This is a genomic window from Burkholderia diffusa, assembly GCF_001718315.1.
GTDB lineage: Bacteria > Pseudomonadota > Gammaproteobacteria > Burkholderiales > Burkholderiaceae > Burkholderia > Burkholderia diffusa_B.
In genome coordinates, this window is the sequence record NZ_CP013362.1 from 3,153,073 (window position 1) to 3,173,322 (window position 20,250).

A 20,250-nucleotide genomic window follows, 5' to 3' on the forward strand; every position below is an offset into this window, starting at 1 on the left:
TTATTGAGACGGGATTTCTTGATAAGAATTGACGTTTATTGGAAACAGCCGCAAATTCGCGATCCGTCGTGCAGCAACGGCGCGTGCGCGGGACGACCGCGCCGGCCCGCGACCCGGCGCGCCGGTTGCCGTCAGTCGGCCACTTTCTGCCGCATCGTCACGAATTCCTCGGCCGCGGTCGGATGAATGCCGATGGTGTCGTCGAACTGCGCCTTCGTCGCGCCCGCGCGGATCGCGATCGCGATGCCCTGAATGATCTCGCCCGCGTCGCGGCCGACCATGTGCGCGCCGATCACACGCTGGCTGTCGCGCGCGACCACGAGCTTCATCAGCGTGCGCTCGTCGCGGCCCGACAGCGTGTGGCGCAGCGCCTTGAACGACGTGCGATAGATGTCGACCTCGTCGTGCAGGCGACGCGCATCGGCCTCGGTCAGGCCGACCGTCGCGACCTCGGGCTGGCTGAACACGGCCGACGGCACGTAATCGTGATCGACCGCGATGCGCGCGCCGCCGAACAGCGTCCGCGCGAGCAGCCCGCCGTCGCGTGTCGCCACCGGCGTGAGCTGCGGCCGCGACGTGACATCGCCGATCGCGTGGATCGAAGGCACCGACGTCGCCGAATACGCATCGACGGCGATCGCGCCGCGCGCGTCGAGCAGGACGCCCGCCTGCTCCAGCCCGAGCCCGTCGACGTTCGGCACGCGTCCGGTCGCGTAGAGCACCTGGTCGTACGGCCCGTGCCGCGCATCGCCGATGCGCACGGACAGCGTGCCGTCCTCCGCACGCTCGATCGACTCAACCACCGCGCGTGCATGAATCGCGACGCCCTGTTTCGTCATTTCGTCGGTCAGGAATTGACGCACGTCGTCGTCGAAGCCGCGCAGGATCTTCTCGCCGCGATAGAAGAGATCGACATGACTGCCCAAGCCGTTGAAGATGCCCGCGAACTCGACCGCGATATAGCCGCCGCCGACCACCGCGATGCGTTTGGGCAGCTTCTCGAGCGACAGCGCCTCGCGCGACGTGATCGCATGCTCGATGCCGGGCCGCGGCGGCAGCGACGGGCGCGAACCGGTCGCGATCGCGATGTGGCGCGCGCGGATCGTGCGCTCGCCGATCGCGACCGTATGCGCGTCGACGAGGATCGCGCGCCCTGCGTGCATCGCGACGCCGGATTGCCGCAGCAGGTTGATGTAGATGTCGCTGAGCCGGTTGATCTCGCGATCCTTCGCGGCAATCAGCGCGGGCCAGTCGAGCGTGCCGGCGCCGAAGGTCCAGCCGAAGCCCTTCGCGTCCTCGAGCTCGTGCGGATAGTGCGATGCGTAGACGAGGAGCTTCTTCGGAATGCAGCCGCGCAGCACGCAGGTGCCGCCGATCTGCTCTTGTTCCGCTATGCCGACGCGCGCGCCGTATGACGCCGACATCCGGGCGAGCCTCACGCCGCCGGAGCCGGCCCCGATGACGAACAGGTCGTAGTCGAAATCCATCGCAAGCCCTCATCGCAGTTCGGATGACGGCACGATAACAAGATTCGGGAATTCGTGCGGAACATGGCGCCGCAGGACGCGCGCGCCACAAAAAACGGCGAGAGACGTCGCCTCTCGCCGGTCAAACCAGCTGCCGGGTGTGCCATGCGTCACCGATCGACCACATGCCCGGCCTGCCGGCCGCGCGGCACCGGTCCGCCCTGGCGCGCGAACGGCGCACCTGCGGCGAGACCGGCCGCCATGCTCAGGCCTGCGACGTGTCGCTGCCGTCCGTCGCCTGCGTATCGTCTGCCTGCTGGGGCTGCTCCTCCTTCTTCTCGAGCATGCCTTCGATCGCCTCGGCGCCCTTGAAGCCGGCGACGGCCGCCGCCGCCTTGGTCAGCAGGCCCGCATCCGGATCGACCTTCTCCGCCGCCTCGACGGCTGCCACTGCGCCAGCGATTTCACCCACGGTGTTCAGGATACCCATCGTCATCCCCTTTCAAGAAAATCGTGAGCGCATCGTCCCACGAAAAAAACCGGCGGACCGTGTTTGTCATCACCGGATACACAAGTTACGCACCAGGCCGGCCGCACGCGAGACGCGCGCCGGAACGACGCCCGCGCGTGCGTCGCGGCACACGGCGGACCATGCACGCAGCGTAGCGGAATCGCTTCGCGCGCACTGTCAAAGTATGTTCTGGAATGCCGACGGAATCCTTACGGCCCGACCGTTCCCGATGGCGCGATCGCTGAATGGTCGTCCGTGCGGATGAAGGTCGCGTGACGAAAAAAACGGATTCGTCACAGGAAACCGTGGAGGGTTTGAGAGCGAGTGCGTAGCGCTGCTGCTGACACGCACCAGCGCCGGGCCTGTCCAGCGTTCGCGCGGGACAGGCGCTCGTATCGCATTGCGCGCGCGGCACGGGCGTCTCGACGATGCTCATGCGCGGCAGTCGAGCGTGTGCGGGACAGCTCCGTGCGCGACCAGCACGAACGCTCGCCCCGCCCGCCTCGTCTCACTGATACGAAAATGTGATGGTGCTGCGCGCCTTCACGCTCCCGGTCGAAACCTGTTGGCCCGACTTGACGTACTTCGCGACGAACGGAACCGTCACGCGTCCACCCGTCGATGGTGTGGTCGTGATGTACCACTGGTTCGTAGTGCCGGGGCTACTCGAATCCGGTCCGAAACGAACCGGCACGGTGCCGTTATTGCGCAGAATCCGGATGCCGACGCCGGATGCGGTCGATTCCGGCGACAAGCTCAGGACATCGCTGACATTCGCCGGATTGTTGGCATCGGTCATCGTCGCATGGACTCTGACGTTCTCCTCGCAGTCGAGCTTGACGGAAAATGGCTGCGCAGCCTGTGGCGAGACGGAGCCGACGCCACCGAAGCTCGATACCGTGACGGCCGGCATGTCGACGACGGCGTCCAGCCCGCTCGTCACCTTGCACACGCGCGCCGCGACGGTCGCAGAAACGGATGTCTTGGCTGTCAACTGCACCGCGCCGAGCCTCTCTCCGCTCGGTTCGGAAAACGCTTCGAACTTCGCCGATTGGGCTGAAAATGAATAGGTCCCGGATTTGACTGGTCCGCTCACAACGGGCGTCGCCTTGACCATGAAGTTGGCAGTGGTGTAGGCGTCGAAACCGAAAATCTGTTCGAGCTCCGTGTACGGCTCCTCAAGGGGGACCCAATCAAAATTGATATTTCTGTATTCGGGTTTGACCGCAATAGCGAGGCCGACGCCAGGAATAGTCGTTTTATAAACCGGATAAGTTTTTCCGCCATCCACGTATTGGATACCGGGCACCACTGCCAGCGCGGGGCTTAACCTTATCCGGAACTCGTCGTGTGGTCTGCCGCAATCCCTGAGCCAGAATGCCCCACCGTCCTCCGATGCCGCCCCAAGCACAGTGCCCGGCTTGAATTTGCTGGATGGGCCGGAGATGTTCAATGGCGCCATATCAATAATCGCAGGATAATTAGGACTCGTTGTACAAGCCGCCGCCGCCATCCCGCACTTGACCGACAGCACGGACGCAACTGCAAACATCTTTAAGAAGGTAAGTTTTTTGCTCATGTTATGCGCTGAGTAAATGCGTAATTGACGAACACTTCCATTGGCCCCGCAGCATCGGACATCACCGCCGATTGCATACCATCCATCACAACCCCGCCGAGCTGGACACCGCGGTCCGGCACGTTCCGCTGAATTGCTGGTAACCCGCAGCCTTGCCGCGCGGCGGCAACGCATAGTCGATCGAGCACGCGTGCTCGTTGCCATCGCCCCACGTGACATCGAGCCGGCCCTTTTCCTCGAGCCCGCGCGCGAAAATCTTGCTGCCCTGCCCGACCACGCCGACATCCTTGCCGCTCGCGTCACGCACCGCCGCGCCGAACGGCAGCGCGACGCCATTCGTCTGACGCGCACTGACGAGCGCGGTGCGGCCCGAGACGGTCGCGAAACGCAGCAACGGCACCGCGCCCGCACGCGGCACGACCTGCTGGCTCGTTTCCGTCAGTTCGACATCCGTGGACAGCCCCTTCGGGTCGAGTTCGACGGTGTTCAGGCTATACGGCGTCAGGTACGGCACGATCGCGTAGCCGCGGCCGTCGACGCGAGCGCCGGCCGAATTCGTGATGCGCGCGCCACTGGCGCCCGGCGCCGCGACGATCGCGAACGTCTCGGAAAGCGGCTGCGACAAGGTGATGCCGCCGCCGTGTGCGACTACCGCGCCCCGTACGCCCAGCGAACCCTGCTGGTAGGTCGAGCTGGCGCCGGCGCTTGCGTTGAACTCCGCGAGCGCGCCGCGGTACGTCACGTTGCCGCTGCCGTTCGTCGACGACGCACCATTGCCCGATGCATGGTTCGCGCTCACGCTGTACGAGAGGTTGCGATCGGCGCCCGCCAGGCCCGACAGCGTCGACTGGACCTGCGTCTGGCCCGACGTGTCGTGACTGACGTTGGTCGATACCGTGACCGGACTCGTCTTGCCGAACGGAATCGACACGCTCGCATAGAGCATCGTGTTCATTTCGCCGCTCGAGCTGCGCTGCCGCGTCGCGGAGATCGAATACGACAGATTCCGGAAGGTATTGCTGTAGCCGGCCGAATAGTTCGTGTCCGAGCCCGGGCGGTTCCAGTAATTTGCCGCCGACGCCGTCACGCTGAGCCGACCGCCTCGATCGCCGAGACGCTGGCTGAGCGTGAGCGACGCGCGATTGCGCTGGCGCCAGACGGATTCCACCGAGTTGCCGGACTTGACGGCATTGCGCGCAATCAGCGCGTCGTTGAGGCCGAAGTACCCGTTCGTCGAGTAGCGATACGCGGCCAGCGCGATGTCCGTATTCGTCGTCGGAATCGTTTTCGAGTAGCTGACGCGGATACTCGACCCGTTGAAGCGCTTGACGCCCGACACCGACGTGGACGCATGCGTGACGTCCGCGCCGAACGCACCCAGCCTCGTGTTGAACGCGGCGCCGACCATGCCGGCCGCGTAACCTTGCGCGACCGTGACACCCGCGTACCCGGTGACCAGATTGTTCAGGCCCCGCTGCCAGGTCGCCTGTGCGAACGGCACATTGCCGTCGACCTGCTGATTCCGCACGGCGCCGGCCACGAAGTTGTAGCGGTTGCGGCCCGGTCGCAGCGACATCGGAACGGCCGCGTACGGCACGGAGAAACTGTGCGCCGAACCATCCGCCTCGGTGACGGACACGTTGAGGTCGCCCCCATAGCCGGTCGGATACAGATCATTGATTTCGAATGCGCCGGGCGCAACGATCGTCTCGTAGATCTGGACGCCGTTCTGCCGGATCGTCACCTTCGCATTGCTGTTCGCGACGCCGCGAATGACTGGCGCGTAGCCGCGCAACGAGTCCGGCAGCATCCGGTCGTCGGAGGACACCTGCACGCCCCGGAACGCGGTCGAATCGAACAATTCGCCGGACGTATAGCTTTCGCCGATGCGCAGTTGGGACGACAGCGACGGCAGATCCCGCTGCATGTACGTCGCGATGTTCTGATAGCGGTTTTCGCCACGCTGCGCCCAGTTGTACGACCCTTCGTGCCTGAAGTGCCAGTTGCCGACGTTCACGCCCGCGCTCAGCCCGAGGTACCCGTCGGTCTGCGATGCACTGCCGCTGCTCTTCGACGTGTAGATGTTGGCGTTGTAGCCAAGGCTCGCCACCGGCACGCCGGAACTCCACTGATCCGGACTCACTGCACCGCGCGCTTCGCGTACGAGCGAAGCCTGCGGAATCGACAGCGTCAACCGCAGGTCGGCAAAGTTGAAATCGGCGCTGGCGTCGTGCACGACCTGGCCGATACGCAGACAGGTGCCTTCGTCCGCCAGTTGCGCGGTCAGTTCCGGCGACAGCGTCTGGAAATCGATGCCGATACGGTTCAGCAGTTGCGTGTCGAAGCACGGCTGCGCATCCGGTGTGCCCTCCGCCGCCTTGAACGGCACGTCGTAACGGCCGATCCAGTTCTGGCCGACGTAGAGATCGACACGGTACGTGCCGACGGACACAATGTTGCCGCGCTCGAATCGAGAAAGATCGATGCCCCGACCGCTCCCTTCAGGCAGAAAGCCACCGTCGAACTCCACCTGCGCAAACTCGGTCTGCGCCACCTGCAACGGAGCAGGCTCGGCAGCATTGCCGATTCCGGAATATGCGGCCAAAGTGGACGGCACGAGCACCGACAGCAACTTGAGTTGCGGCCGGGGTTGTTCGCAAGGGATACGGGCAGGTCTTGTCGAGTTCACGGTATGGCAGGAAGGTAAACGAGCGCGGCCCATCCGGACGGCACAGCCGCCCGGCGTATCCGGTATCTCGAATGGAATTGACTGGGAGATGACTGCGACGCCCTGCGGAGTCGAATCGGCGTTGCGATTCAGATCGCGAGTGCCGAACCGATGAAGATTCCGGCGGGGCGCCGCGATGCGGCTCGATCGGCAAGCGACGGGGTTGAACTGCTTTACGGCTTCAACGCAACCGGCTGTTCGTGTGCTTGCGTGGCGCCCCAATCGTCGATGCTGCCGAATTTGATGCTGGCATCCGCGGCTGGCGGCGAAACGAGGCCGTCGACCGGCAAGGACAACGTGCCGCCCGGCAACGCATAACCCATGTTCGCGTCATACTCCTTCCCCGCCGATTTCAACGCCGCATACCCGACGTTCACGACATAGGGAGTCGGATTTGCCGCCTCCAGCCGGTAGGCCGCGTTGCCGTCGCGCACGAGCGTCCACTTCAATTGTGTCGACGCTGCGCGGGCCGAACCCGGCAGATCGGCCGGCCGATACATCAGCTTGATTCTCGACCGGAACGCGATCTGAATCTTGTTGCGGTCATCGCCGCTCGAGGCTTTCGGCGGAATCTCCAGTACGTTGAGCCAGAACAGCGATTCCTTGTCGGCCGGCAACGTCGCTTCCGACTGGATGATGCGAAGCGTCTGCCCGCGGCCCGGCTCCAGCCGGAACATGCTCGGCGTCACCATGAAGGGCACGTCGATCTTGTCCGGCGACTCGTTGGCGTCGCCGGTGTCGAGCCACGCCTGAACGAGCGCTGGGGCCTTGCCTTCGTTCGTCAGCTTGACCGTGACTTCGCGCTCGGTCGAAGGAAAGACGACGCGCGTGCCGGAAATCACCACGCCAGCGGACGCCAGAGTCGAGAAAAGTGCCGAGGCCATTACCGCGACGCCGATCAGTATCCTCATCTTCATCATGCACGACACCCTTAGTATGCAATCCTTATCTTTTGCGTAGTTATCCGGGATACGCATCGACTCCCAATGAAAACGTGTCGAGGGGCCGACTCCCGACGGAGCGACCCCACCGTTACTTACTGATAGCTCAGCGAGTATTGAACGCGCGTGTTGGCTGCACCTGCTTCCGCGGCGCCAGTCGCGACGTATTCGGCGAAGTAGTCCATCTTGGCCTTGCCGTCCTTGCCGATGTCGGCGGACAGCGCACCCTGGTCACCGGCTCCACCGACGTTCACCGACTGCTGCTGGGCGTTCAGCACGCTGATTTCGACGTTCTTGGCACTGGGCGCTTCGGCCGTACCCGCGTCAAGCGTCAGGCGACCCGTCGAATGGTTGACGCTGGCGCCCGATTCGAATGCCACGCTGACCTTGGTCGGATTGCCCTCGGTGGTCGCACAACCCGTCAGCATCAGGCTGAACGGTGTACGACCAGCGGTCTGGCCGGATTCCTTCAACGCCGTGGTAGACACCGGCGGCAGCGTAACCGTCACATCGGCAGCGCCGCCGTCCGGCTTGCAGGTCGACGCGATGACGCTGCCGTTGAACGTGATCGTGCCGTCGGATGCGTACGCTGCCGGAGCCATGGCGATGATGCCACCCGCTGCCAGCACCGCGGAAATGAAAGTCTTTTTCATGCTCATGTGTTTTACCTCAATGATTCAGACGACATGTATAGGTCACTAGAAAAACCGGCGCCCTTGTTGAAGAACAAGGCCTCGCGCTCAACGCGAATCCTTCATTTTCCTTTCACCAAAAGGAAGACACAGTCTGCCCAATCGGCATTGCTCGCCGCCATAGGAAACGTCCTAAATCTTGGTTCATCGCAGGAAACCGTGGCGCGTTCGAGGGCGAATGGCCGGAAGGAGAAGTCCACACGCCGTCGCTGTACTGGAAGCCGGTCAGCGAGTAATGCGGGCACGCTGCGAACAGATCCACGAGACGACGGTTCGTCCGGTGCGTGACCTGCCGCGATTCGAATACCGGGCGGTGCGCTTCGCTTCACTTGCCGTGATCGGCGCATGGCGGGACTTGCACGAAGCAGCAGCGCGCCCATGCCGGGCGCACAAAAAAAGAGGCTCCCGCAGGAGCCTCTTCGATGCGCGCCGGGCCAGGGCCGGCGCACGCATGCCGATTTTTCGTCAGAAGATATTGCGCAGGCCGATCGCGATGCCGGTCTGGTTGCTGCGACCCGGCAGCTCGACGTTCGCCGCGCCGTTCGTCTTGTTGAAGTCGACGGTGCCGTAGACTTCGGTGCGCTTGCTGAGCGCGTATTCGGCGATGCCGACGATCGCGTAGCGGTTGCCGCTCGCGAGCGTGCCGTTCGTGGTCATCGCGTTACGCATGTGGTCGTAGTAGAACGCGCCCGTCAGCGTCAGCGGCGTGCTGACCTGCCAGCTCACGCCCGCGAACGGACCGTCGTCGATCCGGCCCGTGCCCTTCGCGACCGGAATCGACTGCTGCGCGAGCAGGCTGTCGACGAAACCGGTGTCGTCCTTCGAGCGCAGGTAGCCCGCATAGACCTTCGCCTTGCTGAACGCGTACACGACGTTCGCGTGGTAGATCGTCTGCTTGCGTGCGGAGTTGTCGCTGTTCTGCTGCGCGCCGGCCGCGATGCTGAGCGGACCCGCCACGTACGACAGCGACACGCCCCATGCATTGCCCTTGCCGAGCGAGCCCGGAATCTGGCCCGAGAAGCCGCCCGCGCCGGTCGACTCGTAGTTCGTGCCCGTCGAGTACATCGCCTTGGCGGTCAGGCCCGCGAACTTGCCGGTGTACTTGATCTGGTTGTCCGCATAGAGGCCGCCACCCAGCGCGACCGGCAGCCACGCGTTTTCGAGATAGTTGCCGACGGTCAGCGGATCGTAGGTGTCCGACAGCAGGTCGAACAGCGGCGTCTTCTGGCGGCCGAGGGTCACCGTGCCGTACGGGCTCTGCAGGCCGACGTACGCTGCGCGGTTGAACAGACGGCCGCTGTCGGCGAATGCGCCGTTCTGCAGGTTCACGCCGCTTTCGAGGTTGAACAGGGCCTTCAGGCCGCCGCCGAGGTCTTCCGTGCCGTAGATGCCGAAGCGGCTGTTGGTGATCGCGCCGTTGGTCATCGACAGCAGGCCGTCGTTCTTGGCGTTTGCGTTGGTCAGGTACCGGATGCTGGCGTCGGCGACGCCCCAGAGCGTGACCGAGCTTTGTGCTGCTGCGTACTGGCTGGCGAAGGCCAGCACCGCGCCCCCTGCGATGGCTGCGAGTCGGGTGGTCTGCTTCATGAGCTTTCCTATTTGTAGGTGTCTCCATTCATGGCCGGCCGCGTGTGCAGCCGGGTGGCGATCGCGCACGTTCATGGCGCGCGCGATGTGGGCTGAATCATAAGACCAGTGCGCGCCCTGAAAGAAATTGAAATGCGCGGTAACGCTGCGATTGTCGCCCTGGAACAACGTTTCCCGCGCCGGGCTTGCCTCTCGCGCGACCGATGCGGGGTACGGCGACGGCGGAACGACGGCCGATGCTGTAAGGATCGGCCGGGAACGCGGCCGATGCAGCCCGGAGCATGGAAGGTGGATGCGGGACGAGCGGGCCGGACGGCGGCTGCGAGCGCGGGCGGCGACCCGCGCCCGGTCTCGTGAACGGAGACCGGCCGGCGTCTGCGTCGCGTTTGCTATCGCCCGACCGGAACCGGCACGGGACGGCCGCCGCTCACTGGCCGATGCCCGTGAGCCCGATCAGCGCGCCGGCCGCGAGCAGCCATAGCGGATGGATGCGCGTGCGCCACGCGAGCACCGCGCATGCGGCGGAGATGCCCCACTGGATCGCGGTGCGGTTCGACGCTTCCGAGATCAGCATCGCGCTGGCCGCGACGAGCCCGGCCGTGACGGGCATCAGCCCCTGCTGCACGTAGCGCCGCCAAGGCCGGTCGCGAAAGCGCTCCCACGCGTGCAGCGCCAGCACCGTGACGAGCGACGACGGCCCGAACTTCGCGATCGACGCGACCAGCAGCCCGGCCCAGCCGGCCACATGCCAGCCGACCAGCGACACGATCATCATGTTCGGCCCCGGCGCGGCCTGCGCGAGCGCGAACAGCGCGGTGAACTCGTGCGCACTCATCCAGCGGTGCACGTCGACGACCTGCCGCTGCATCTCCGGCAGGATCGTGTTGCCGCCGCCGAACGCGAGCAGCGACAGCTGGCTGAAGATCGTCGCGATCGCGATCAGCGTGTCGTTCATGACCGGCCTCCATCGCGCGCGGTCGCGCGCTGCGATGCCGGCGTATCGCGACGCCGGGACGCGAGCCAGATGCTCACCGGCGTCAGCACGAGCATCGCGCTCAGGAGCGGAATGCGCAGCACCGCGATCGCGACGAACGCGAGCGCCGCGATGCCGGCCGCGGTGCGCGGCGCGTGCCGCAGCGGTTTCGCGACCTTCACGGCCATCGCGACGAGCAGGCCCGCGGCCGCGGCGGCAAGCCCGCCGAACAGGTGCTGCACGCGCGGATCGCCCTGCGTCTTCGCGTACAGCACGCCGAGCGCGACGACCACGAGCGTCGGGCCCGCGATCAGCCCGAGAATGCCGGCGAACGCGCCCGCGACGCCGCGAAAGCGCATGCCGACGGCGACCGACAGGTTGATCACGTTGCCGCCCGGCAGGAACTGACACAGCCCGAGCAGATCGGTGAATTCGTCGGCGGTGAGCCATTTGCGCTCATCGACGATCGTGCGCCGCGCGAACGGCAGCGCGCCGCCGAACGACATCAGGCCGAGCGACAGGAAGCCGGTGAACAGCTCGGCGAGGCCGATCCGGCGCGAGGACGCGGCGGGCGGCGGAGAAAGGGATTGCATGGGGGTCCTCATCAAACGATGCCCCGAGGTTACCGCCGTTGCGCATTCCGGCAAAACGATTTTATCGGCGCACCCTTGTGATCTAGAATCACAAGCATGGCACGCGACCTCCCGCCCTTTTCCGCGCTTCGGGCCTTTGAAGCAGCGGCACGACACGAAAGCTTCAGCGCCGCCGGCGACGAACTGCATGTGACTCACGGTGCCATCAGCCGGCAGATCGCCGGGTTCGAGGCGTGGCTCGGCAAGCCGGTGTTCCATCGCTACGGCAAGCGCGTGAAGCTCACCGACGAAGGCCGCCGCTATCTGGACACCGTGCGTGCCGCATTCGACAGCATCGCGCTCGCCACCGAGCAACTGCGCAACACGGGCGCCGCGCGCGTGCTGCGCATCAATGCGCTGCCGACCTTCGCGATGAAATGGCTGCTGCCGCGCCTGTCGCGATTCCAGCGCGGCGCGCCGAACGTCGAGCTGAAGCTGTCCACGTCGAACGCGCCGCTCGACATGCTCGACGGTTTCGACGTCGCGATCCGTCGCGGCCCCGGCCACTGGCCGGCCTGCACGAGCGGCCACTTCCTCGACGAAAGCGTGATTCCGGTCTGCAGCCCTGCGCTGCTCAAGCGCGCGCCGATTTCCAGCGCGGACGATCTCGCGCGGCACGTGCTGCTGCATTCGGATACGCGGCCGGAAGGCTGGCGCGACTGGTTCGCGGCGGCCGGCGTGGCGATGAAAGGGCGCAAGCGCCAGTCGTTCGACCACTTCTACCTGGCGCTGCAGGCTGCCGTCGACGGGCTGGGCGTCGCGCTCGGCCCGCTGCCGCTGATCGACGACGAACTCGCGAGCGGCCGCCTCGTGATGCCGCTGCCCGGGCCGCGCATCGCGACGCGCAGCTATTGGTGGATCGCACCGGGCGCGGCGGCCGACGATCCGCTCGTCGCGCAGTTCTGCGCGTGGCTGCAGGCGCAGTCGAATACCGGCGCGTGAATATGTGCCGGCGGGCGGCATTGCACCGCCCGCTGCCGGGTCACACCACCGGGCCCGGTTCCTTTTCCTTGCGCAGGATCGCGTACAGGATGATCGCGCCGAACGTCGCGGTGCCGATCCCGCCGAGCCCGAACCCGCCGAACTTCAGCGAGAAGTCGCCGGCGCCGAGCACCAGCGTGACGGCCGCGACGATCAGGTTGCGGTTGTCGGAGAAGTCGACCTTGTTGACGACCCAGATCCGGGCGCCCGTCACCGCGATCAGCCCGAACACGACGATCGACACGCCGCCGAGCACCGGGCCCGGAATCGTCTGGATCACCGCGCCGAACTTCGGCGAGAAGCCCAGCCCGATCGCGATCAGCGCGGCGACCGCGAACACGAGCGTCGAATAGATCCGCGTGACGGCCATCACGCCGATGTTCTCCGCGTAGGTGGTCACGCCCGTGCCGCCGACGCTGCCCGACACGATCGTCGCCAGCCCGTCGCCGATGAACGCGCGACCGACGTAGCGGTCGAGGTTGGTGCCCGTCATCGCGCTCACCGCCTTGATGTGGCCGAGGTTCTCCGCGACCAGGATCACCGCGATCGGCGCGAGCATCAGCATCGCGTGCGGATCGAAGACCGGCGCGCGGAAGCTCGGCACCCCGAACCAAGCGGCATGCGCGACGATCGAGAAATCGACCGGCTTGCCGAGGCCCATCCCGTTGGTGGCGATCGCATAGATCACGTAGGCGATCACCAGCCCGACGAGGATCAGCAGGCGCTGCATCATCCCCTGTGCGAACACCGCGACGCCGCCGACGCAAAGCACCGTGACGAGCGCCATCACCGAGTCGAAGGTCGACGCCGACACGCCCTTGACCGCGATCGGCGCCAGGTTCAGCCCGATCACCGCGACCACCGCGCCGGTGACGACGGGCGGCATCAACGTCTCGATCCAGCGCGTGCCGATTGCCTGCACGAGCGCGCCGAGCGCGACGTAGACCACACCGCACGCGATGATTCCGCCGAGCGCGACGGGGATGTTCGGGTTCGGCCCGCTGCCGCCGTAGCCCGTGACCGCGATCACGAGGCCGATGAACGCGAAGCTCGAGCCGAGGTAGCTCGGCACGCGGCCGCCGACCAGCACGAAGAACAGCAGCGTGCCGATGCCCGACATGAAGATGCACAGGTTCGGATCGAAGCCCATCAGCAGCGGCGCGAGCACGGTCGAGCCGAACATCGCGACGACGTGCTGCACGCCCATCGCGACCATCTGCGGCCACGGCAGGCGCTCGTCGGGGCCGACCACGCGCGCGGCGGCGCCGGTCGGTTGCACCCGCCAGCGCGGGAAGTAGGAATCGGACATGGGGATAAGGGCTCCTGTCGAACGCCGGCTGCGGACAGTGCGCCGGTCTGGAATCTGGCGCGAGTTTACGGAGCGGAAATGGGGCTGGCAAGCGCGAACCGCCGGCGCGGCGCGGCGGCGACGTGCTCACCGGGCGCGGTGCCGGACGGCAAGATCGCGCCAATGAAAGCCGACCGGGGTCGGCCGGCGCCCGGCGCGATGTAAGCGTGCGCTCACATCGAGGCGAGCGCCGCGAGGATCACGGATTGATGTACTGGAACAGCGACATGTTCTGCAGTTGTGCGTAGGCCTTCTGCGCGCCGCTCAGCGCGTTCTGCACCTGCAGGTACTGGCTGATGGTCGTCACCATGTTGGTGCTGGTCAGGTCCGACAGGTTGCTGGTCGTCTGCAGCGCCGCGGTCTGGTTGACGGCCTGCATCGCCTTGACTTCCTGCTCGCGGCCACCGACCGACGCCAGCACGGTCGTGACGTTGCGCATCGAGTTGTTGATCTTCGTCGCGGCCGTGCCCATCGCGTTCGACAGCGCGGCGCTCGCGGTCGGGTTACCCGTGACGGGCGTCTTCAATGCCGTGATCATCGAATCGAGCGTCGAGAACACGTCGACCCCGCTCGCCTGCGGCGCGGGCGTCACCGAAAACGTGTCGTTGACCGACGGCGTGCCCGACACGGCCACCTTCATCCCGCTGCCGAGCGCGATCGCGGTGCCCGACGTGTAGGCCTGCGCGGGCGTGGTCGTCGGCGGCGACGCCGTATTGTCGGTCACCGTGTAGGTCGGCGCGGCCGCCGTGCCGCCGAAGGTGATCGTGAACTGATGGCCGTTCGTCGCGGCCGACGGGTCCGTCACCGTGACGTTGCCGATGGTGGCCGTGCCCGTGTTGCTCGCGCCGGCCGCCTGGACCGGCGCGCTGCCCAGCGACTGCACCGACATGAACACCGAGAGGCCCGAGTCGCCCTGCGGCACGCTGCGCGAATCGTCGATCTGCACGGTGCGCGTGCCCGTATCGCCGACGTAGCTGATGCCGCCGGCCGCGTTTTTCGTGAACGGCGCCGCCGCATTCTTGAAGCCCGCGAACAGATAGTTGCCGGCGCCGTCCGTCGAGTTCGCGAGCGACATCAACTGGTCGCGATAGCCCTCGAGCTGCGTCGCGAGCGCCGCGCGGTCGCTGTCGGCGAGCGAACCGTCGCCGGCGCGCACGATCACCGACTGGATGCTGCCGAGCACGGTGCTGACGTTCTGCAGCGCCTGGTCCTCCGCCTGCAGCGACGCGAGCGCCGTGCTCTGGTTCGCCGCGTACTGTGACAGCGTGGCCGACGTCATCGACAGCTGCACGGCCTGCGCCGCGCCCACCGGGTTGTCGGCCGGCGTCGTGAGGCTCACGCCGCTCGAGATCTGCTGGTAGAGCTGCGCGAGCTGGGCCTGCTGATCGTTCATCTGGCCGACGTTCAGCTGGTAGAACTGGGTCGTGGAAATCCGCATCGTTTCTATCCTCTCGAATCCGCTCAGCTGAACAGGCCCAGCACGGTCTGGAACAGCGAAGACGCCGTCTGGATCACTTTCGCGTTCGCCTGGTAGAGCTGCTGGTACTGCATCAGGTTCGCGGCTTCCTCGTTCTGGTTCACGCCCGACACCGACTGCTGCGCGGACGTGATCTGCCCGACCAGCGCCGTCTGTGCGGTGCTCGACGACTTGAGCTGGCTCGCGGTGTTGCCGATGTTGTTCACGTAGTTCGCATACGCGCCCGTGAGCGTCGTCGTGCCGCCGCCGAGCGTCTTCGCGTTGACGAGCTGCGACAGCGCGAGCGCGTTGCTGCCGTCGCTCGTGCCGCCCGCGTACGGCCCGATCGTGAACGAATCGCCGTCCGACGGCGTGCCCGACAGCGTGACGGTCACGCCGTTCAACGCCCCGGCGGCCGTCCCCGACATCGTCATCGCCGCACCGGTCGACGGGTCGTACGGCACGGAGTCGGTCGGATTGTTGATCGTCACCGAAGTCGGCGGCGTGCCCGGGATCGTCACCGTGGTGCCGACCGGGAAGCCCGACAGCGACTTCGTCGCCGCGTCGTAGGTCAGCTTGGTCGTCGGCACCTGGTAGCCGGCGCTCACCCCGCTCAGCGCGATCTTGCCGGTGCCGATGTTGGTGCTCGACGCCGACGTGATGGCCGGCGACGCGGCCGCGATCGCCGAGCCGCTCGTCGTCGCGAGGCCGAAGCCCGTCAGCGCGCCGCGCGTCGGCAGCACGGTGAACTGGTCGCCGGCATTCATCGCGCCGGACGAGAACGAGAAGTTCAGCCCGCCGAGCGAAAGCGGCATCGGCCCTGCCTTCTGGTCGACCACCGCGCCGCTCGCGCGATCGGTCAGCGTGTAGTTCGTGCCGTCGTACGACAGCGTGTAGTCGCTCGTCGTCGGCTGCGACGCGTTGGCGAACGACACGGAAAGCGACGCGTTGCCGGTATTGCCCTGGTTCGAATAGACGGCCGGGGCCGCCACCGTGAACAGGTTGCCGCCCGGCTTGCCCGACAGGTCGATGCCGAGCGCGTTCTGCGCGTTGACCTGCGCGGCGAAGCTGGCCGCGACCGCGCCCAGCTGCGCCTGCGCGGGGTCGAGCGTCTGGCTGCGGAACGCGAGCAGGCCGCCGAGCGTGCCGCCCGACAGCGACGCATCCGGCAGCGCCTGGTTCGGGCCCGGCGGGTTCGCGCCGGCGATGCCCTGCGACACCACGGTAAGTTCGCTCGGATCGGACGGCGACGTGACCGTCGCGAGCTGGTAGCTCTTGTCGGCGAGGACGAGCGGCTGGCCGCCCGCGAGAAACACGCTATAGCCGCTGTCGTTGCGCACCACCTGCACGCCGGCGAGGCTCGACAGGTTCGACACCGCGAGGTCGCGCTGGTCCATCAGCTGGTTCGGCGGCTGGCCCTGGCTGCTCGCCGCCGAGATCTGCTGGTTCAGCTGCGCGATCTGCGCGGTGTACGTGTTGATCTGCGACACCGTGCTGGTGAGCTGCGTATTGACGCTCTGGCGCAGCGCGTCGTACTGCTGGCCGGTCGCGTTGAGCTGGTTCGCGAGAATCTGCGCGTTGCTGATCGCGGTCTGCCGCACCGACGTGTCGGCGGCGCTGTTCGCCACGTTCTGCAAGCCGGTGAAATAGCCGGTGATCGCGGTCGAGATCCCCGCCGTCGGGCTGCCGACGTAGTTGTTCAGCTGCGCGACGAGCGAATACCACGTCGATAACGAGCCGCCTTGCGACTGCGCGCTGTTCAGCTGGTCGCTCAGGTACTGGCTGTACTGCCGCTGCACCGTGACGGTGTTCACGCCCTGCGGCATGTAGCCGCTCGACGTGTACTGGCCGCTCGCCTCGGCATAGACCGGGCGTTCGACCGAATAGCCGGGCGTCGCGGCGTTGCTGATGTTCTGACCGGTCGTCGTGAGGCCCCAGAGCGCGGCATTGAGGCCGCTGACACCGAGGTTCATGAGTGTGTTGGACATGCGCGATCCTGATGAGCCGGCCGCGCTGCGGCCGCCGGGTTGCGTGACTCCCGGTATAACGGCCGCGGATCGGAAAAATTGAGGGAAAAATGCGCTGGCGACACACGCGTGCGCGTCGTCCGTCGAGCGCTCCGGCGGACGCTGCCGGCACCGGTGCGAAAGCGGCCCCGGACGGGGCCGCGAGAGGGAGATGCGTCAGGCCCGCGCGAGCGAGCGGCGCTTCATCTCGAGCTGCGTGATCAGGCGCTGCAGCGTGTTCTCCGCGCTGCCCGGCAACGACATGAAGCGAAAGCCGAGCTGGAAGCGCCGCGAGCCGTTCGGCATCTGGGTCGAACGCTGCGACACGAGCCGCAGGTCGAGCGACAGCTTGCCGTGGCCGGTCAGCTCGAGCTCGACTTCCGGCAGCAGCGTGCCGACCTCGAGCGCCTCGACGCGCTCGTCGGCCGTGCGCAGCCCGACGCCGCCGAGCGACAGGTTATGCACCTCGAACACGAAGCCCTCGCCGTCCGGCAGCTTGCCGCGGCACAGGAACGGATCGACGATCGGCGCATCGACACGGAAATACTCGCGGCGCTGGATGCACATCAGCACGTCGGGGAAATCGGCGACGAACGCGGGCAGCCCCTCGTAGCGCGTTTCGCGCGGCGTGCTCGTGGTGAATTCGACGCGCACGCCTTCCGGCGCCGCGGCGAACGTGCAATGCGACGCGCCGAGAATGCCGGCGTTCTGCTCGGACAGCGCGCCCCAGTCGAACGTAAACGTGCGCGCGCCGACGTCGACCTCGAGCAGGCGCGTGACGAGCTGGCCACCCGGGTACTGGACGGTCAGGAAGTCGCCGCGGTTCACGAGGTTGCGCAGCTGCACACCGATCTCCAGCGGATTACGGCGGGCGTAGTCAGGCCCGGAATGGCCCGCATCCAGGCTCGGATCGGTCGACGTTTCGATATTCATGGCTAGCCGGTTTTCTTTTCATGGGCGCCCGGGCGACCGGTGCGCAGTAAAATCGGGCCAGAACATGGCCCGGTTGCAGGTCTCACACACTTAGCGGCAGTGCTCACCGAAAGTTTAGATCGAATTGCCGGTTTTTTTCGCGCAAACGTTGAAACCGCGCGCGGCGAGTGCCGGGCGCGGTCCGTAAGATTGCAAAAAGGCTGCCGGCGGGGCCGTTCCGGCCCCTGCCCGTCAGCCGATCTGCTGCATGATCGAGATCAGCTTCTTCGCGTAATTCGGGTCGGTTGCGTAACCGGCCTTCTGCATCCCGTGCGCGAAACCCTCGACGCTGCGGCTCGCGCTCAGCACGCCCGCATAGCGCGGGTTGTTCTTCAGCAGGTTCGCATAATCGGTCATCGCATGCTCGTACGAATCGTACGCGCGGAACTTCGCGACGACGCGGCGCGGCGTGCCGTTCACGTATTCGGTCGTCAGCGCCGATACCGTGCGGCCCGTCCAGCCCTTGTTCGCCTTGATGCCGAACACGTTGTAGCTCGTCGAGCCGTCGCTCGCGCGAATCTCGCGCTTGCCCCAGCCCGATTCGAGCGCGGCCTGGCCGACGATGAAGCGCGCCGGGATGCCGGTGGTCGCGCTCGCCGCCTGCGCCGGGCCGGCGAGCCGGTCGACGAACGCGTCGGCGTCCTGCGCGCCGCTCGCGCCTTTCAGCGGCGGCGTCAGCGCGCTGCCAGCCGTGTAGCCGCGCGCGCCGGCGAGCCCGCCGTTGTTCGACGCGTTCGCATAAGCCCGCGCCATCGCGTTCATCGCGGCGAGGCTGCCTTCGTTGCCCGACGTGCCCGAGCCGATCGCGCCGAACCCGGCCGCGCCCGCGTCGGCCGCCGTGTCGGTGCCGTCGCCCTGCCCCGCGTTGCGCAGCAGCTGCTTCATCAGCGCGTCGGCCACGCCGATTCCGCGCTTCGACATCTGCTGCGCGAGCTGCTGGTCGAGCATCGACGTGTACATCTTCGACGTATGCGAATCGAGCAGGCCGCCGTCGGGCGACGCGTCGCGCATGCTCTTGAGCATCATTTGCGTGAACATCGCGTCGAACTGGCCGGCGACCGCCTTCGCGCCCGCCTGCGGCGACTGCTTCGCCTGCGCGCGCAGCGCGTCGAAACCCTGCACGTCGAGCGCGAAGCGCTGCGTGAGGTCGTTTGCGTTCGGGAGGTTCGCTGCCATTTAGATGATCTCCAGGTCCGCGCGCAGCGCGCCGGCCGCCTTCATCGCCTGCAGGATCGACATCAGGTCCGCCGGCGTCGCGCCGAGCGTGTTCAGCGCCTTCACGACGTCGGCGAGGTTCGCGCCGGCCGTCACCATCTTCAGCGCGCCGTTGTCCTGCTTCAGCTGGATCTGCGATTGCTGCGCGACCACCGTCTGCCCGTTCGAGAACGGCCCCGGCTGCGATACCACGGGCTGCGTGTTGACGACCACCGACAGGTTGCCGTGCGCGACCGCGCAGCTTTGCAGCGTGACCATCTGGTTCATCACGATCGAGCCGGTGCGCGCGTTCAGGATCACCTTCGCGGCGGCCTTGTCCGGGCTCACGTCGAGATTCTGCAGGCGCGCCATGAACGCGACCTGCTGCGCGGAATCGGCCGGCGCGGCAAGCTGGATCGTACGGCCGTCGAGCGCCGTCGCGGTGCCCGGGCCGAAGCTCGAATTGACCGCGGACACGATCCGCTGCGCGGTGCCGTAGTCCATGTCGTTCAGCTGCAGCTGCAGCACGCCGTTCATCTGCGCGATCGCGTTCGGCACCGAGCGTTCGACGATCGCACCGCCGACGATCCGGCCGGCCGCGAGCTGGTTCACCTGCACGCGGCTGCCGTTCGCGCTCGCGCCAGCGCCGCCGACCGCCATGTTGCCCTGCGCGAGCGCGTACACCTGGCCATCCGCGCCCTTGAGCGGCGTGAGCAGCAGCGTGCCGCCGCGCAGGCTCTTCGCGTTGCCGAGCGACGAAACGGTGACGTCGAGCGCCTCGCCCGGCCGCGCGAACGGCGGCAGCGTGGCGGTCACCATCACGGCCGCGACGTTCTTCAGTTGCATGTTGTTCAGCGACGACGTGCCGCCGTTGGCCGAACCGTTGTTGATCGAGATGCCCAGGTTCGCGAGCATGTTCGCGAGCGTCTGCGTCGTAAACGGCGTCTGCATCGTCTGGTCGCCCGTCCCGTCGAGGCCGACGACGAGGCCATAGCCGATCAGCGGGTTGTCGCGCACGCCCTGAATCTGCGCGAGGTCCTTCAGGCGCTCCGCGTGCGCGGGTGCCGCGCCGAGCGCGCATGCCGCCACCACGAGCGCGGCTGCGAGCCGGACGACGGCCGGCACGCGCGACGCACGGAACGACATACGGGACGACAGGCGGTGGAAAAGAGGCTGCTGCATCG

General features: G+C 66.7%; 16 protein-coding genes and 1 pseudogene. 2 read left to right on the forward strand and 15 right to left on the reverse strand.

Translation table 11 applies throughout. The features are described from left to right. Nucleotides 1-131 precede the first annotated feature (131 nt). The 6 genes from gor to WI26_RS14550 form a co-directional block, all read right to left on the reverse strand. Nucleotides 132-1,487 carry a glutathione-disulfide reductase gene (gor, locus tag WI26_RS14525; protein WP_069226250.1) on the reverse strand — a complete coding sequence of 452 codons (1,356 nt, stop codon included), beginning with the start codon at nucleotides 1,485-1,487 and terminating at the stop codon, nucleotides 132-134. 244 nt (nucleotides 1,488-1,731) lie between these two features. Next, complete coding sequence (locus tag WI26_RS14530; protein WP_014895816.1) at nucleotides 1,732-1,956, reverse strand: hypothetical protein; 225 nt, start codon at nucleotides 1,954-1,956, stop codon at nucleotides 1,732-1,734. Nucleotides 1,957-2,485: 529 nt separating this feature from the next. Further along, a complete protein-coding gene (locus WI26_RS14535) occupies nucleotides 2,486-3,556 on the reverse strand; it encodes a fimbrial protein (protein ID WP_069226251.1) in 1,071 nt (356 codons plus the stop codon). A gap of 85 nt (nucleotides 3,557-3,641) precedes the next feature. Continuing rightward, nucleotides 3,642-6,278, reverse strand: a complete 2,637-nt coding sequence (locus WI26_RS14540) for a fimbria/pilus outer membrane usher protein (RefSeq protein WP_081334268.1) — start codon at nucleotides 6,276-6,278, stop codon at nucleotides 3,642-3,644. A 179-nt stretch (nucleotides 6,279-6,457) separates the two neighbouring features. Beyond that, nucleotides 6,458-7,168 (reverse strand): molecular chaperone, encoded by a 711-nt coding sequence (locus tag WI26_RS14545; protein ID WP_236849283.1) that lies wholly within the window; start codon nucleotides 7,166-7,168, stop codon nucleotides 6,458-6,460. A 152-nt stretch (nucleotides 7,169-7,320) separates the two neighbouring features. Further along, a complete protein-coding gene (locus WI26_RS14550; RefSeq protein WP_059541349.1) occupies nucleotides 7,321-7,884 on the reverse strand; it encodes a fimbrial protein in 564 nt (187 codons plus the stop codon). A gap of 209 nt (nucleotides 7,885-8,093) precedes the next feature. On the opposite strand from WI26_RS14550, the pseudogene WI26_RS32840 reads away from it, so the two are divergent. Then, nucleotides 8,094-8,233, forward strand: a pseudogene (locus tag WI26_RS32840) (ISL3 family transposase); the annotation flags it as partial. Nucleotides 8,234-8,382: 149 nt separating this feature from the next. On the opposite strand, the gene WI26_RS14555 reads toward WI26_RS32840, so the two are convergent. The 3 genes from WI26_RS14555 to WI26_RS14565 all read right to left on the reverse strand — a co-directional run bounded on the left by WI26_RS14555 (nucleotide 8,383) and on the right by WI26_RS14565 (nucleotide 11,070). After that, a complete protein-coding gene (locus WI26_RS14555) occupies nucleotides 8,383-9,504 on the reverse strand; it encodes a porin (protein WP_069226253.1) in 1,122 nt (373 codons plus the stop codon). A 427-nt stretch (nucleotides 9,505-9,931) separates the two neighbouring features. Next, the gene (locus WI26_RS14560; protein ID WP_059508312.1) at nucleotides 9,932-10,459 is read right to left on the reverse strand and encodes a chromate transporter; all 528 of its coding nucleotides are present in this window, start codon (nucleotides 10,457-10,459) and stop codon (nucleotides 9,932-9,934) included. Beyond that, the gene (locus WI26_RS14565) at nucleotides 10,456-11,070 is read right to left on the reverse strand and encodes a chromate transporter (protein WP_069226254.1); all 615 of its coding nucleotides are present in this window, start codon (nucleotides 11,068-11,070) and stop codon (nucleotides 10,456-10,458) included. The genes WI26_RS14560 and WI26_RS14565 overlap by 4 nt, the downstream gene beginning before the upstream one ends. A gap of 96 nt (nucleotides 11,071-11,166) precedes the next feature. Here WI26_RS14565 and WI26_RS14570 point away from each other — a divergent pair, with 96 nt between their 5' ends. Further along, complete coding sequence (locus WI26_RS14570; protein WP_069226255.1) at nucleotides 11,167-12,051, forward strand: transcriptional regulator GcvA; 885 nt, start codon at nucleotides 11,167-11,169, stop codon at nucleotides 12,049-12,051. A gap of 40 nt (nucleotides 12,052-12,091) precedes the next feature. Here the strand turns inward: WI26_RS14570 and WI26_RS14575 are convergent, their stop codons facing one another. The 6 genes from WI26_RS14575 to WI26_RS14600 form a co-directional block, all read right to left on the reverse strand. Then, nucleotides 12,092-13,399 carry a solute carrier family 23 protein gene (locus WI26_RS14575; RefSeq protein ID WP_069226256.1) on the reverse strand — a complete coding sequence of 436 codons (1,308 nt, stop codon included), beginning with the start codon at nucleotides 13,397-13,399 and terminating at the stop codon, nucleotides 12,092-12,094. Nucleotides 13,400-13,637: 238 nt separating this feature from the next. Then, entirely contained in the window at nucleotides 13,638-14,876 is a 1,239-nt protein-coding gene (gene flgL, locus WI26_RS14580; RefSeq protein WP_059508315.1) for a flagellar hook-associated protein FlgL, read from the reverse strand. A gap of 23 nt (nucleotides 14,877-14,899) precedes the next feature. After that, nucleotides 14,900-16,882 carry a flagellar hook-associated protein FlgK gene (gene flgK / locus WI26_RS14585; protein WP_069226257.1) on the reverse strand — a complete coding sequence of 661 codons (1,983 nt, stop codon included), beginning with the start codon at nucleotides 16,880-16,882 and terminating at the stop codon, nucleotides 14,900-14,902. A gap of 195 nt (nucleotides 16,883-17,077) precedes the next feature. Continuing rightward, a complete protein-coding gene (locus WI26_RS14590) occupies nucleotides 17,078-17,833 on the reverse strand; it encodes a flagellar brake protein (RefSeq protein WP_059468555.1) in 756 nt (251 codons plus the stop codon). Between the two features lie 231 nt (nucleotides 17,834-18,064). Continuing rightward, nucleotides 18,065-19,048 (reverse strand): flagellar assembly peptidoglycan hydrolase FlgJ, encoded by a 984-nt coding sequence (gene flgJ / locus WI26_RS14595; RefSeq protein WP_059541370.1) that lies wholly within the window; start codon nucleotides 19,046-19,048, stop codon nucleotides 18,065-18,067. Beyond that, nucleotides 19,049-20,248, reverse strand: coding sequence for a flagellar basal body P-ring protein FlgI (locus WI26_RS14600; RefSeq protein WP_059593521.1), 1,200 nt, complete (start codon nucleotides 20,246-20,248; stop codon nucleotides 19,049-19,051). It abuts the gene before it with no gap. Nucleotides 20,249-20,250: the final 2 nt, after the last annotated feature.